The 14,106-nt window shown below is 64.0% G+C and carries 10 protein-coding genes and 1 other RNA gene; 8 read left to right on the top strand and 3 right to left on the bottom strand.

Annotated features, from left to right (window positions below):
- The first annotated feature begins 279 nt into the window (after nt 1-279).
- The 5 genes from ompA (at nt 280) to AB6804_RS11650 (ending at nt 6,021) form a co-directional block, all read left to right on the top strand.
- Nucleotides 280-945, top strand: a complete 666-nt coding sequence (gene ompA / locus AB6804_RS11670; protein ID WP_035959690.1) for an outer membrane protein OmpA — start codon at nt 280-282, stop codon at nt 943-945.
- Nucleotides 946-1,128: 183 nt separating this feature from the next.
- The gene (gene ubiG, locus AB6804_RS11665) at nt 1,129-1,827 is read left to right on the top strand and encodes a bifunctional 2-polyprenyl-6-hydroxyphenol methylase/3-demethylubiquinol 3-O-methyltransferase UbiG (RefSeq protein WP_370886606.1); all 699 of its coding nucleotides are present in this window, start codon (nt 1,129-1,131) and stop codon (nt 1,825-1,827) included.
- 4 nt (nt 1,828-1,831) lie between these two features.
- Nucleotides 1,832-2,596 (top strand): phosphoglycolate phosphatase, encoded by a 765-nt coding sequence (gph, locus tag AB6804_RS11660; protein WP_370886605.1) that lies wholly within the window; start codon nt 1,832-1,834, stop codon nt 2,594-2,596.
- A gap of 77 nt (nt 2,597-2,673) precedes the next feature.
- Nucleotides 2,674-3,031, top strand: a transfer-messenger RNA (tmRNA) gene (ssrA, locus tag AB6804_RS11655).
- 647 nt (nt 3,032-3,678) lie between these two features.
- On the top strand, nt 3,679-6,021 hold the full coding sequence (locus AB6804_RS11650) for an FG-GAP-like repeat-containing protein (RefSeq protein ID WP_370886604.1): 2,343 nt from the start codon (nt 3,679-3,681) through the stop codon (nt 6,019-6,021).
- A 52-nt stretch (nt 6,022-6,073) separates the two neighbouring features.
- Here AB6804_RS11650 and AB6804_RS11645 read toward each other — a convergent pair whose 3' ends face one another.
- The 3 genes from AB6804_RS11645 to AB6804_RS11635 form a co-directional block, all read right to left on the bottom strand.
- Nucleotides 6,074-7,150, bottom strand: coding sequence for a glycosyltransferase family 4 protein (locus AB6804_RS11645; protein ID WP_370886603.1), 1,077 nt, complete (start codon nt 7,148-7,150; stop codon nt 6,074-6,076).
- A gap of 386 nt (nt 7,151-7,536) precedes the next feature.
- A complete protein-coding gene (locus tag AB6804_RS11640; RefSeq protein WP_035959694.1) occupies nt 7,537-7,806 on the bottom strand; it encodes a hypothetical protein in 270 nt (89 codons plus the stop codon).
- Between the two features lie 126 nt (nt 7,807-7,932).
- Nucleotides 7,933-9,003, bottom strand: coding sequence for a substrate-binding domain-containing protein (locus AB6804_RS11635; RefSeq protein ID WP_370886817.1), 1,071 nt, complete (start codon nt 9,001-9,003; stop codon nt 7,933-7,935).
- 126 nt (nt 9,004-9,129) lie between these two features.
- On the opposite strand from AB6804_RS11635, the gene AB6804_RS11630 reads away from it, so the two are divergent.
- Genes AB6804_RS11630 through fdhF form a run of 3 tightly spaced genes read left to right on the top strand, consistent with a single transcriptional unit; the run spans nt 9,130 to nt 14,103 of the window.
- Nucleotides 9,130-9,612: an NAD(P)H-dependent oxidoreductase subunit E gene (locus AB6804_RS11630; protein ID WP_370886602.1), complete on the top strand. Its 483-nt coding sequence runs from the start codon at nt 9,130-9,132 to the stop codon at nt 9,610-9,612.
- Complete coding sequence (locus AB6804_RS11625) at nt 9,609-11,165, top strand: formate dehydrogenase beta subunit (RefSeq protein ID WP_370886601.1); 1,557 nt, start codon at nt 9,609-9,611, stop codon at nt 11,163-11,165. Before AB6804_RS11630 ends, AB6804_RS11625 begins: the two co-directional genes overlap by 4 nt.
- Before the next feature lie 10 nt (nt 11,166-11,175).
- A complete protein-coding gene (fdhF, locus tag AB6804_RS11620; protein ID WP_370886600.1) occupies nt 11,176-14,103 on the top strand; it encodes a formate dehydrogenase subunit alpha in 2,928 nt (975 codons plus the stop codon).
- The last annotated feature ends 3 nt before the right edge of the window (nt 14,104-14,106 follow it).

The raw sequence follows: 14,106 nt of genomic DNA, 5'->3' as shown, positions 1-14,106 counted from the left end.
TGCGCACGTGCAGCGCCTTATCCGACGGCTGCGCCTTCCTGTCCCTTTCTTGTTGCGGAGGCACCACATAAGGTTGCGAGCGGGCTGGGTGCGGGGATATTTTTATCGTTGCAAGGGAACGATATGGCAAAATGCCAACGCACAAAGTTAGACACTGCTCGAAGTCTACACACAGCGTTTGGCTCCGCGGGGAATGTTATACTTCGAGCAATGTATGACTTGTCTTTGTCTACAGGCTCGCAGTAAACCTGCGGTAATCTCAATTTCGAGAGGAGAAATATGAATAAACTTTCAAAGCTCGCGTTCATTGCAGCTACCGCAGTTATGGCTGCATCGGCCTCGGCACAGTCGGTGCCGGCCTCGCGACAAGCCGTCAATGACAACTGGGTGAATGGCACGGGCGAGTATGTGTGGATGAACGGCACGAACGAGCTGTGCTGGCGCGATGCGTTCTGGACGCCGGCAACGGCTAACGCAAAGTGCGACGGTGCACTGGTCGCGCAAGCGCCGGCTCCCGCAGTCGCTCCGCCGGTCGCACCGGCTCCGCAAATCACGACGCAGAAGGTCACGTATCAGGCCGACGCTCTGTTCGACTTCGACAAGGCAGTTCTGAAGCCGGCTGGCAAGACCGCGCTGGACGATCTCGCATCGAAGATCGGCGCGCTGAACCTGGAAGTCGTGGTCGCTACCGGCTACACCGACCGCATCGGTTCGGACAAGTACAACGATCGTCTGTCGCTGCGCCGTGCGCAAGCTGTGAAGGCTTACCTGGTCAGCAAGGGCATCGAAGCCAACCGTATCTACACGGAAGGCAAGGGCAAGCGCGACCCGGTCACGAAGGGTTCGTGCAACCAGAAGAATCGCAAGCAACTCATCGCCTGCCTCGCACCGGATCGTCGCGTGGAAGTCGAAGTTGTTGGCACGACGCGTCAGCCGCAGCAGTAAGCTGTCGGATTGCCGCAGATCGAACCCCCGCCTCGGCGGGGGTTTTTTTATGCCTGGATCGCCGGGATCGACTCGCTTTCTTGCCGAATGCCGGTCGCATCGCCCGTTGCGCCTTTTGCCCGCCTCAATGAGCGCCTATATACTCGGTCTAACTGATTCACGACTTAGCAAGGGTTTTCTCTCATGACCAATGTCGATCCCCACGAACTACAAAAATTCAGCGAGCTGGCGCATCGCTGGTGGGACCCGAACGCGGAGTTCAAACCGCTGCATGAACTCAACCCGGTGCGGCTCGCGTGGATCGACGATCACGCGCACCTCATGGGCAAGCGTGTCCTGGACATCGGTTGCGGGGGCGGCATCCTGTCGGAATCGATGGCCACGCGCGGCGCGACGGTAAAGGGCATCGATCTGTCGTCGAACGCATTGGGCGTCGCGGATTTGCATAGTCTGGAGAGCGGCGTCGAAGTCGCCTACGAAGAGATTTCCGCCGAAGCGCTGGCGGCGCGCGAGCCGGCCTCGTATGACGTCGTGACGTGCATGGAAATGCTCGAGCACGTACCGAGTCCGGCGGGCACCGTTGCCGCGTGCGCGGCGCTCGTGAAGCCGGGCGGCTGGGTGTTCTTCTCCACCCTCAACCGCAACGCGAAGGCGTATCTGTTCGCGGTGATCGGCGCGGAATACATCGCGCGGATGCTGCCGCGCGGCACGCACGATTACGCGCGCTTCATCAAGCCGTCCGAACTGGCGTCGTACGCGCGCATGGCTTCGCTCTTGCCCGTCGACATCAAGGGCATCACCTACCGGCCGATTTCGAGGCACTTTGGCCTGTCCAACGACACGAGCATCAACTACATGATGGCTTGCCGCCGGGAAGCGTGACACGATGAATCAAGAAGACCAGGATGAAACGGGCGTCGTGCAGACGAAGCCCTTGCCCGACGATCCGACTCCCCTGCCCCAGCGGGCCGCCGAAGGCAACTCGCTCGGTCTTTGCCAGGCGGTGCTGTTCGATCTCGACGGCACCATCGCCGATACCGCGCCCGACCTCGTGGCAGCGGTCAACAAGATGCGCCACGACCGCGGACTAGAGATGCGTCCGCTGGAAATGCTGCGGCCGTATGCGTCGGCGGGCGCGCGCGGGCTGCTCGGCGGCGCGTTCGATATCGGGCCGGAACATCACGAGTTTCCATCGATGCGCGAGGAGTTTCTCGCCAACTACGAAGCCGATCTGTGCATCGAAACGACGCTGTTTCCGGGTATTGCGGAATTGCTGGATCAGCTCGACGCGCGCGGCGTGCGTTGGGGCATCGTGACGAACAAGGTGACGCGGCTCGCGGCGCCGCTCGTCGCGCTGCTAGGCCTCGACACGCGGGCGGCCTGCCTCGTCTGCGGGGACACGACTCCGCATTCCAAGCCGCATCCCGCACCGCTGCTGCATGCGGCCGAGCTGCTCGATGTCGCGCCGGAACGTATCGTCTATGTGGGCGATGACCTGCGCGACGTACAAGCGGGGTTCGCGGCGGGAATGATCACGGTGGCGGCCGCCTACGGCTATTGCGGCGACGACATCCCGCCGCGCCGGTGGCACGCGAACCATGTCGTCGATACCCCTGAGGAATTGCAGCATCTGTTGCGCGACATCGCGTAACGCAGGCGCGGCGGCGTCTTGAAAACGGGGCCGTTCGCCTCATATGGCTTTTCGTGGGATAATGAAACTTCCGCTTTGGGGGCGACCTGGTTTCGACAGGGGTTGTGAAGCGGTCAGGGCATACCGAGGACCCGTCACCTCGTTAATCAATGGGAAAATCGTAACTGCAAACGACGATACGTTCGCACTGGCAGCCTAAGGGCCGCCGTCCTCTCACTAGTTCACTGACGGGCTAGGGTAGCAATACCGCGAGAGGTCATATACGTCAGTTAAGCTTTGGTGGCGTCACGACGCCAAAGTCGAAAATTTAGTGAATCGCCGTAACGCAGCGTGTTCGTCCGCGTCGTTGCGGCTAAATCAAAAGACAGAACTAAGTATGTAGAACTGGTCGTAGATCGCTTCTGGACGCGGGTTCGATTCCCGCCGCCTCCACCACCCCCTTTCAAAGACCCGCGACAGCGCAAGCGTCGCGGGTTTTTTCTTCTGTCGTCCGGCACTGCTGAGGGCCGTACGTCTGCAAGGCGCGAAAAAAAGCCCCGCACGGGGCGGGGCAAACATCCTTGAGAGACATAGTCACGGCAGAGACAACGTGAACTACGGCGAGAGAATAGAGGCTCCGGCGCGTCGCTCGAATCGGACCGATCCGATAATTGCCTTCCGCCAACTATCTGCTTTTGCACTCGGTCAAGCGTACGCCAACATTCTTTGTTGACTGCAGTCAATCATCTCTGACTGATAAACGACTTATCGGATGAATCGACGTCCGCACTCCGGCATCCCGCCTACCCTTCCCTTGCTGTTCGTCCACCGAGCGGCTGACCCTTGACCTGTTGCGGACGCAGAGTCATTCCAAGTACTTGGCCTCGCCTTCGAGCGAGGTTTTTTTCGCCTGTCGCGCCGCTCGTCGATCGAGCTTCCCGCGCATCCTTCATACATGTTCGCTCGGGCACCGACCCCATCGGCCAACGCGCGGCAATCTTCTGCTCTATCGTTCGAATCAGTTTGCGCGGTCGCGCAAACACGGGGAAAGCATGCGCAGAGGCATCAGGACTACATGGTTAGAATCGGCGTGCTTGTCGTTGATGTGGGCCTTCTTCAGCCTCTTCGTTCCTGTGCAGGCCCACGCCGCAGCGGCATCGCCGGATTGCCACGCCGGCACGCTCATCACCGTGGTCGCGCATCTCGACGACGACCTTCTCTTCGTGAACCCCGGCATCAGCGACAAGCTGGACGCCGGCTGGTGCATCACGACGGTTCACATCGTCGGCGGCGCAAATGGCGCGAAGTTCGACTACGTGCTGCTGCGGGAGACCGGCACCAAACTGGCCTATGCGCGCATGGCCGGCGTTCCCGACGAATGGCGTGAATCGACGGTCACGTTCGCCGGCAAGCCCGTGCATCAACTCGTGCTCGCGCAGCAACCGCGCGTCAAGCTGCTCGAATTGCGCCTGCCCGGCGGCGGCGTGCGCGGCGGCAAGGTGCCGCTCGGCCTGCTGTGGGACCGCGGCCAGACGCTCACCACCTACCCGCTGAACGCGGATGGCACCGCCCCGACCACCTACGACCGCCCCTCGCTAATCGCGACGCTGCGCGCGATCCTCGCCGACGCCACGGAGATCTACACGCTGAATCCCGACACCGTCGCGTTCATGGAGCATCCGGACCACATCTACGCCGCGCGCATGACCCGCACGGCGGCGCAGGGCCTCAAGCGCAGCCTGCCGATCGGCTACCACGTGACCTATCCGACCGGCGGCCTGCCGAAGAACCTCGATGCCGCCGACACGCTACGCAAGCGCGATGTCGTCGCCAGCTATTTCGCCGTCGATGGCAACGACGCCGGCCACGTCTTCGGCGAATACATGTGGGACGGCAACTGGGTTGCGCGCCGCTACTGGAGCGCCGCCCGCAGCAGCGACGCAGGCCCCGACTTCCAGTTGCGCCCGTTCCAGCTCGTCAACGAGTATTCCAGCCGATGCCTCACGTCCGGCGGACCGGGCAATGCGCCGCGCCTTGGCGCATGTTCAGGCGATGCATCACAGAACTGGTTCTGGAAGCAATTGCCCGCGACGCCCGGCGAGAAGAACGATGCGCTGCTCATCAACGCATCGACGCGAGCGTGCATCGCGGAGCGCGACTCGGGGCTGGTCGAAGAAGCATGCGACGCGAAAAGCGCAGCGCAACGATGGACGCCGTGGGACTTCGGCTTCGTCTACACGCCGCTCAACCATTGCCTCGGTGAGAAGAACGGCGCGCTCACCGCGGGCCGATGCTCGCTCCTGACCGCCGAATACCGCTGGTCGCCGTCGCCGCAGACCGCGTGGACCGATACGCGTCAGGAAGGCGCGTTTTATGGCGACGTGCGCGGCGCGGGCCGCGACAGCACCGTCTATGTCCAGCGCCGCAAAGACGGCCCAGGCTTCAACGTGTGGGTCGCGGAGATGTCGCGCATCGATCAGGCCGCGCCCTGGTATCTGAACGCGGTGCCGTTCGATCCCAAAGCGACCGCGCCCACGTGCCAGGGCGATACGCTGTGCTTCGACAGCGCCCGCTTCCTGCTCGCCGACTTCGATGGCGACGGCCGCGCCGATCTGATGGTCGTCACGCCGCGCAATGGCGGCACCGCATTCTGGCTCTTGCGAAGCGCGGGCACGAATTTCGAAGCGCCGCGCCTGTGGCGGCAGACGAGCGCCGCATGGACGCCCGACATCGCGCAGCAATACATCGCGGGGGATTTCAACGGCGACGGCCGCGCCGATCTCGTCATCGCGCAGAAGCGCAAGGACGCGGGCCTCGATCTTTGGATGCTCGATTCCGCCGCGCCGCCGGCGCTATGGCTCGAAGCCCGGGAACTCGATGCCAGCGCGCGCTTTCTCCCGGCGCGCGTGGCGGGCTCGCCGAAAGCGGGCCTCATCGCGATGGAAAACGTCGATGGCGCGCTCGCGCTCTCGCCGCTCGCGAGCACGGGAAGCGCGTTCACCGCGCGCTATCGCACGAATGTGTATCCGCAGTTGCGCGCGGCATCGGTGAAAGTCGCAGCGGGCGATATCGACGGCGACGGCATCGACGATCTCGCCGTGCTCGAACCGCGCGGCGACGCCTCGGGCACGCGCGTCTTCACGATCAAGGGCGGTCGCGTTTTCGGCCCCGCGCAGAAGACGGCGACGCTGCGCGACACGTCTTATGCCGATTCGATGCCCGCGTTGATCCGCCGCAACGAGCACGACAATCACGCCACGCTGATGCTGTTCCGGCGTGCGAACGCGCTGCTCAAGGAGTTCTATTACACGGGCGGCGCGCCGAGCCTGTCGGGCTACGACATCGACACGTCGTTCCGTCTCGGGCCGGTGCAAATCTGGGGCGACCTGCCGGGCTTGTTCTCGGAATCGCTCTGGACGAAGACACTCGTTTACTGGAGCCGCTAAAGCACAACGCCGCCCGATCAAGGCGGCGTTCCGGCTTTCCAGCTCTCGCTGTCTAGCTCAGTCCCACCCGCATGTTCAGCACATCGCGGGCAATCGCGAGGTAACGGTCGGCGGTGCTCTGCAACGTCAATCCTTGCAGCGGACGCTTGGCGCGCGGCTGCGTCAGCGCGTGGAGCAGCGCCCGGCCGTAGGCCTCCGCATCGTTCGTATCGAGCAGTTGCACGCCGGGAAAACCGCCCGCGAATGCGAACGACGCGATCTCGTTGCCTACCACCGGAATCCCGGACGCGAGCGCCTCCAGAAAGCCGATGCTGTGCGCCTCGAAGCTGGAAGGCATCGCGAAGACGGCCGATGCACGCAGAATCTGCGCGACGTTGGTCTGCGGCCCGTCGATCGTCACGCGATCGTTCAGTCCCAGTTGCGCGACGCGTTCGACGACCGCCTTGTGATAGTCGAGGTTCTCGATCACGCCGCACAGCAGGAGCCGCGCATCGGGATCGGCGCGCGCGACGCGGGCGAACGCTTCGACCGTCTGCAACTGGTTCTTCTCGGGAATGTAGCGGCCCACCTGCACGATCTGCTTGTACGCGACCGGCACGCGCGGACCGCCATCGTCGGCGAAGCGGGAGACGTCGACGCCGTTGGGCACGACGATCATCGACGGATGCAGGCCGATCTCCTTCACGTACTCGTCGATATTCTTCTGCGAAACGCCGATCACCGCCTTCGCCCGGTTCGACAGCAACCGCTCGGCACGCATCAGCGCGGCGTTGGCGAAGTCGTTCGCACCGGAGTGCATGACCCAGACGATCGGCACGCGCGTCGGCAAGGCGCGCACGTAGAGCGCGGGAATCGTCGCGTGCGCGAAGATGATGTCCGGCCGGAACGTGCGGATCGCCCGATGAAGAAACAGCAGGCGGCCCAGCTTGCCCGGCGTCTTGTCCGGGAAAATGCACGACACGCCGTGCGCGCGAAGCTCGGCGCTGATGTGCGCGAAGTCATCGTGCTCCGGCATCAGCGAAGCGATGGAGACATCGTGTCCGTCGCGCTGATGTCCGATCGCGACGCCCTTTGCAAGAACCTCCGCCCCCGACAGGCGGGGCGCAAGTATGACCTGCAGAATTCGCATGGTTGCAGTCCCTCGGATGGTCCGTAGTGCGCTCGAAGCCACGCGCCGTGCCCAAGGCATCGCGTCCCCCGTGCCTCGCCCGCGCGCGATATCCGCGTCTTCGGGCAGCCGGCGCACTCGTGTTTTTGTGATTTTTCGACGGTAAGAAAAACGACCGCGCGCCCCGCCAAAAGCCGCAATGACACGCCCGGATTAAGGTACTGCCGAGGTCATGCCGCACATCGGCCATCTCGTAGTGCTTTTCGGTCCGCGCCCGAACCATTGCGCGCGCAATGAGGTGACGCGCACACGCTGCGTGCGGATGGCCATACGGAACGGGAGAAAGCGAGGGAAAGAATGGAAGCCGATGACGGCGCGCATTGCACGCGCCGCAATTCATCCGGGCTTTAGTTCGTGCCGTCTTTCGGGCACTTCAGGTTGCAGCCGTTGGGGTCGCCGTTATCGGCGCGTCGACGCATCGCGGACGTGCCTTGCTGATACTTGTCCGACGGCGCGGACGCGGCAAACGGCATCTGCGGATGCTCGTTGAGGCGGAATTGTTCCTGCAGCACGCCGCCAGGCAGACCCGGCGAATTCTGGGCAAAAGCAACGGGCGCGAGACAGATGGCGCCGGCGACGAGCGACGCCGACAATGAAGCGAGCAACGAGAATTTCATGGCGGTATTCGCGCGGCGACGCGCGTCTCAACAAAGTGGAACTCGACAGCAAGCCGTTAGGTTAACCCAATTCGCCGCCGCAAGCCCGCTTCGCGGCCCGCGTTCCTCTTACGGATCGTTTCGCGTTCAGCCGCGCAAGCCCTCGTCGATATCGACGAGCGTGCCGCATTGCTCGGGATCGTAGCCTCCGAGATGCGCGACGCTGCGGTTGAACGCCTCGCTGCGCAACACGCCGAGCACGGTCGAGAGACGCGCTTCGTCGAGCCGCGCGCGCTCGCAGGCGAAGAAATAATCCTCGTCGATGATCGGAATGAAATCGAGCCCGAAGTGCTGCGCGGCCGGCTGCACGCCGAAGCCGAGATCCGCCATGCCGCTCGCGACGAACGCGGCGATCGCCGAGTGCGTGAGCTCGGTCGACGCATAGCCGTTGATCTGGTCCGGATCGACGCCGACGCCGCGCAGCGCCAGATCGAGCAGCATGCGCGTGCCAGAGCCCGGCTGACGGTTCACGAAGCGCACGTCGTCGCGCGCGAGATCGCGCAGGCCTGAGACGCGCTTCGGATTGCCCTTCGCGAGAAAGAGGCCCTGCGTGCGCCGGGTGAGGCGAATCAACTGATGCTTCCTGGTATCCAGATAAGGCCGGTAGATATCCGCGCAGACCGAGCGGAATTCGCCGATCGGCAGATGGAAGCCGGCCAGCTCGCACTCGTTGCGCGCGAGCGCCCTCACCGCCTCAGCGCTTTCCCGATACTTGATGTCCACCGGCACGCGCCGCTCGCCGAGCGCGCGCACAAGCGTCGCGACCGCATAGCCGTGCGATGCGTGAATGCGCACCTCCGATACTTCGCCCGCGAGCCGGCGGTTCAGTTCCTTGGCGACTTCGTTAGCGACCGCCTGCAATGGCGCTTCGAGCCGGTCGCCGCACATGCGCTGCGCGCGCAGCACCGATTCGCCCAGTTCCGACAGCACGGACCCGCGCCCCCGCGACTTGGTGATCAACCCGCCGCCCAGCCGCGCCTCGATTTCGCGCAGCAGGCCCCACGCATGCCGATAGGACAAACCCCTAGCGCTCGCCGCATTGGCAATGCTTCCCGTCTGCGCCACGAGCTGCAAAAGCGGCACAACCGCGCTGAGACTGGTTTCCCGGCCATCGACGTCCCGCAAGATGAGCTCGGCGCGGCATTCGATGTCGACCATATGCATTGCCCCTTCCTATTGCCAAGATATATCACGACGCCTATTGTTCTTTCACAGGCTCGGCGACCCTGATTATATGATCGAAATATGCATCAAGAAAACATATGCCGAGTGTGGAGGAGCCCCATGAGACAACCGCTATCCGCCGTCGCCGCAGAGGAACTCGTGCGTCGCCATGCCGTGCAAGGCGCGACCCTGATGTCCATCCTGCACGCCATCCAGGACGAAACCGGCTTCGTGCCGCCCGAGACCGTCGAGCCGCTCGCGCGCGCCTTGTCGCTGTCGCGCGCCGAAGTTCACGGCACGATCACGTACTACCACCACTTCCGTTCCGAGCCGCCCGCGCGCGTCACCGTGCAATTGTGCCGCGCCGAGGCGTGCCGCAGCATGGGCACCGAGGCGCTGAAGGATCACATCGAAGGCCATACAGGCTGCCGCTTCGATAGCGGTCACGCCGAAGACACCGAACTCGAATCGGTCTACTGCCTCGGCCAGTGCGCGCTGTCGCCGTCGATGACGATCAACGGCGAGATTCACGCCAGGATGACGCCGCAGAAATTTGATCGCCTGTTCAGCGCAGCCAAAGACAAGAACGAGGTGACGGCATGACGCGCATCTATGTCCCTTGCGATTCCGCCGCGCTCGCGCTCGGCGCCGATCGCATCGCGCAGGCAATCGCGAATGAAGCGCAGTCGCGCAGCATCGACGTGCAGATCGTGCGTAACGGATCGCGCGGGCTGTTCTATCTGGAGCCGCTCGTCGAAGTGGAAACGGAGCAGGGACGCGTCGGTTACGCGAACGTCGATGAAGACGAGATCGCCGCCCTCTTCGATGCACGCTTTCACGAAGGCGCGGCGCATGCGAAGAACGTCGGCATCGTCGACGAAATCCCGTATTTGAAGAACCAGCAGCGTCTGACGTTCGCGCGCATCGGCATCACGGACCCGCTTTCGATCGACGACTACACCGCGCTCGGCGGCCTGCAAGGCTTGCGCAACGTGCTCGACATGAACGGCGACGCCGTCTGCGAAGCGCTCGTCGACTCGGGGCTGCGCGGACGCGGCGGCGCGGCGTTTCCGGCGGGCATCAAGTGGAAGACCGTGCGCGCGGCGCTGGCCGATCAGAAGTACGTCGTCTGCAACGCGGATGAAGGCGACTCCGGCACGTTCTCCGACCGCCTCGTGATGGAGAGCGATCCGTACATGCTGATCGAAGGCATGATCATCGCGGGCGTGGCGACGGGTGCGACCAAAGGCTATATCTACGTGCGCAGCGAGTATCCGCATTCGATCACGACACTCAATCGCGCGATCGACAAGGCGCGCGAAGCGGGATGGCTCGGCGCGAGCGTCCTCGGCACGTCGCACGCGTTCGATCTGTACGTGGCGAAAGGCGCGGGCTCGTATGTGTGCGGCGAGGAAACCGCGCTGCTCGAATCGCTCGAGGGCAAGCGCGGCATCGTGCGCGCGAAGCCGCCGGTGCCGGCGCTCGTCGGTTTGTACGGCAAGCCGACGGTCATCAACAACGTCATCACGCTCGCGACGGTTCCTATCATCTTCGCGAAGGGCGCGGCCTTCTATCGCGATTACGGCATGGGCCGTTCGCGCGGCACGCTGCCGTTCCAGCTCGCGGGCAACGTGAAGCAAGGCGGTCTCGTCGAACTCGCGTTCGGCGTGACGTTGCGCGAACTCATCTACGACTATGGCGGCGGCACGGCAAGCGGCCGTCCCGCGCGCGCGGTGCAGGTGGGCGGTCCGCTCGGCACGTATCTGCCGGAAAGCCAGTGGGACATTCCGCTCGACTACGAAGCCTACGCGAAGGTCGGCGCGGTGGTGGGCCACGGCGGTCTCGTGATCCACGACGACACCTCGAATCTCGCCGAACTTGCGCAATACGCGATGCACTTCTGCGCCATCGAATCGTGCGGCAAGTGCACGCCCTGCCGCATCGGTTCGACGCGCGGCGAAGAAGTCATCGCGAAGATTCGTGACGGCGATACATCGGTGCGACAGATCACGCTGCTGCGCGAACTCTGCGACACGATGGTCGCAGGCTCCCTCTGCGCGATGGGCGGCATGACCCCTTTCCCGGTGCTGTCCGCGCTCGATCATTTCCCCGAAGACTTTGGCCTGCCGCGTACGCCGGCGCAAAAAGCTGCCTGAGGATAACGCTATGTCCAACACCATCAACGGCTGCGGCTCCGGCAATTGCGCCTGCAAGAGCGCCGCTTCCGCGCAGCGCCGCGATCCCTTCGACGAAACCGACTACGGCACGCCGCTGCGTCACGCCGATGTCGACGTCACGCTCGAAATCGACGGGCAAAACGTGACGGTGCCGGCGGGCACGTCGGTGATGCGCGCGGCGATCGAAGCCGGCGTCAACGTGCCGAAGCTCTGCGCCACCGATTCGCTCGAACCGTGGGGCTCGTGCCGTCTGTGCCTCGTCGAGATCGAAGGCAAGCGCGGGTATCCGGCATCGTGCACGACGCCCGTCGAAGCGGGCATGAAGGTACGCACGCAAAGCGACAAGCTGCAATCCCTGCGCCGCAACGTGATGGAGCTTTATATCTCCGATCACCCGCTCGACTGCCTCACCTGCCCCGCCAACGGCGACTGCGAATTGCAGGACATGGCGGGCGTCGTGGGCCTGCGCGAAGTGCGTTACGGCTACGAAGGCGCGAACCACCTGAAGGACAAGAAGGACGAGTCGAATCCGTACTTCACGTACGATCCGTCGAAGTGCATCGTCTGCAATCGCTGCGTGCGCGCCTGCGAGGAAACGCAAGGCACGTTCGCGCTGACCATCACCGGGCGCGGCTTCGAATCGCGTGTGGCGGCGAGCGAAAGCGTGCCGTTCATGGAATCGGAGTGCGTGTCGTGCGGCGCGTGCGTCGCCGCGTGCCCGACCGCGACGCTGCAGGAAAAGAGCGTCATCATGCTCGGCCAGCCGGAGCATTCGGTCGTGACGACGTGCGCGTACTGCGGCGTCGGTTGCTCGCTGAAGGCCGAGATGAAGGGCAACACCGTCGTGCGCATGGTGCCGAACAAGAACGGCCAGGCGAACGAAGGCCATGCATGCGTGAAGGGCCGGTTCGCATGGGGCTACGCGACGCACAAGGACCGCATCACCAAGCCGATGATCCGCGCGAAGATCACCGATCCGTGGCGCGAAGTGTCGTGGGACGAAGCGATCAACTATGCGGCGAGCGAATTCCGCCGCATTCAGGGCAAGTACGGACGCGATTCGATCGGCGGCATCACGTCGTCGCGCTGCACGAACGAGGAAACCTATCTCGTGCAGAAGCTCGTGCGCGCTGCGTTCGGCAACAACAACGTAGACACGTGCGCCCGCGTCTGCCATTCGCCGACCGGCTACGGCCTGAAGGCCACGCTCGGCGAATCGGCGGGCACGCAGACGTTCGCATCGGTCGAGCAAGCGGATGTCATCGTCGTGATCGGCGCGAATCCGACGGACGGCCACCCGGTCTTCGCATCGCGCCTGAAGCGCCGCATGCGTGAAGGCGCGACGCTGATCGTGATCGATCCGCGCCGCATCGATATCGTCGATACGCCGCACGTGAAGGCGTCGCATCATCTGGCGCTGCGGCCCGGCACGAACGTCGCGATGATCAATGCGCTCGCGCATGTGATCGTGACCGAGGGACTCGTCGACGAGCAGTTCGTCGCCGACCGATGCGAGCCGCGAGCGTTCCAGCAATGGCGCGACTTCGTCTCGCAAGCGGAGAACTCGCCGGAAGCGATGGAAGCGATCACCGGCGTGCCCGCGCACCTGGTCCGCGAAGCCGCGCGCATCTACGCGACGGGCGGCAATGCGGCGATCTACTACGGCCTCGGCGTGACCGAGCACGCGCAGGGCTCGACGATGGTGATGGGCATCGCGAACCTCGCGATGGCGACGGCCAACGTCGGCCGCGAAGGCGTCGGCGTGAATCCGCTGCGCGGGCAGAACAACGTCCAGGGCTCGTGCGACATGGGCTCGTTCCCGCACGAGTTGCCGGGGTATCGCCATATCGGCGACGCCGCGACGCGCGCCCTCTTCGAAGAAGCGTGGGACGTGAAGCTGCAGCCGGAGCCGGGCCTGCGCATTCCGAACATGTTCGATGCCGCCACGCACGGCACCTTCATGGGCCTCTATTGCCAGGGCGAGGACATCGTTCAGTCGGACCCGAACACGCAGCATGTCGCGGGCGCGCTGTCGGCGATGGAATGCATCGTCGTGCAGGACATCTTCCTGAACGAGACGGCGAAGTACGCGCACGTGTTGCTGCCGGGCTCGACCTTCCTCGAGAAGGACGGCACGTTCACGAACGCCGAGCGCCGCATTTCGCGCGTGCGCAAGGTGATGCCGCCGCTTGCCGGCTACGCCGACTGGGAAGTGACGATCAAGCTTTCTCGCGCGCTCGGTTACGAGATGAGCTATACGCATCCGTCCGAAATCATGGACGAGATCGCGCGTCTCACGCCGACCTTTCACGGCGTCTCCTTCGAGAAGCTCGACGAACTCGGCAGCATCCAGTGGCCGTGCAACGAGAAGGCGCCCGACGGCACGCCAACGATGCACATCGACGAATTCGTGCGCGGCAAGGGTCGCTTCGTCATCACGAAGTTCGTCGCGACGCCGGAAAAGGTCACGCGCAAGTATCCGCTTCTGCTGACGACGGGGCGCATCCTGTCGCAATACAACGTCGGCGCGCAGACACGGCGCACGGAGAACTCGCGCTGGCACGACGAGGACCGACTGGAGATCCATCCGCACGACGCGGAAGAGCGCGGCATCCGGACGGGCGACTGGGTCGGCATCGAATCGCGTGCGGGGCAGACCGTGCTGCGCGCGAAGATCACTGAGCGCATGCAGCCGGGCGTCGTCTACACCACGTTCCATTTCCCGGAATCGGGCGCGAACGTGATCACGACGGACTCGTCCGACTGGGCCACCAATTGTCCGGAGTACAAGGTGACGGCCGTGCAGGTCATGCCGGTGGAACAGCCGTCGCAATGGCAGAAGGATTATTCGCGCTTCAACACGCAGCAGCTCGAACTGCTCAACATGCGCGACGTTGCGACTACTTCGGGGAAATGATCC

The sequence above is a fragment of the Caballeronia sp. RCC_10 genome (assembly GCF_041360715.1).
In the GTDB taxonomy this organism is placed as follows: domain Bacteria; phylum Pseudomonadota; class Gammaproteobacteria; order Burkholderiales; family Burkholderiaceae; genus Caballeronia; species Caballeronia grimmiae.
Note: the sequence above shows the minus strand (reverse complement) of the source record. Positions and strands in the feature narration are given on the sequence as shown.

Bases quoted from the DNA above. Each gene is read 5' to 3' on its own strand.
- ompA (WP_035959690.1), top strand. From the start codon at position 280: ATGAATAAACTTTCAAAGCTCGCGTTCATTGCAGCTACCGCAGTTATG.
- ubiG (WP_370886606.1), top strand. From the start codon at position 1,129: ATGACCAATGTCGATCCCCACGAACTACAAAAATTCAGCGAGCTGGCG.
- gph (WP_370886605.1), top strand. From the start codon at position 1,832: ATGAATCAAGAAGACCAGGATGAAACGGGCGTCGTGCAGACGAAGCCC.
- AB6804_RS11650 (WP_370886604.1), top strand. From the start codon at position 3,679: ATGTGGGCCTTCTTCAGCCTCTTCGTTCCTGTGCAGGCCCACGCCGCA.
- AB6804_RS11645 (WP_370886603.1), bottom strand. From the start codon at position 7,150: ATGCGAATTCTGCAGGTCATACTTGCGCCCCGCCTGTCGGGGGCGGAG.
- AB6804_RS11640 (WP_035959694.1), bottom strand. From the start codon at position 7,806: ATGAAATTCTCGTTGCTCGCTTCATTGTCGGCGTCGCTCGTCGCCGGC.
- AB6804_RS11635 (WP_370886817.1), bottom strand. From the start codon at position 9,003: ATGGTCGACATCGAATGCCGCGCCGAGCTCATCTTGCGGGACGTCGAT.
- AB6804_RS11630 (WP_370886602.1), top strand. From the start codon at position 9,130: ATGAGACAACCGCTATCCGCCGTCGCCGCAGAGGAACTCGTGCGTCGC.
- AB6804_RS11625 (WP_370886601.1), top strand. From the start codon at position 9,609: ATGACGCGCATCTATGTCCCTTGCGATTCCGCCGCGCTCGCGCTCGGC.
- fdhF (WP_370886600.1), top strand. From the start codon at position 11,176: ATGTCCAACACCATCAACGGCTGCGGCTCCGGCAATTGCGCCTGCAAG.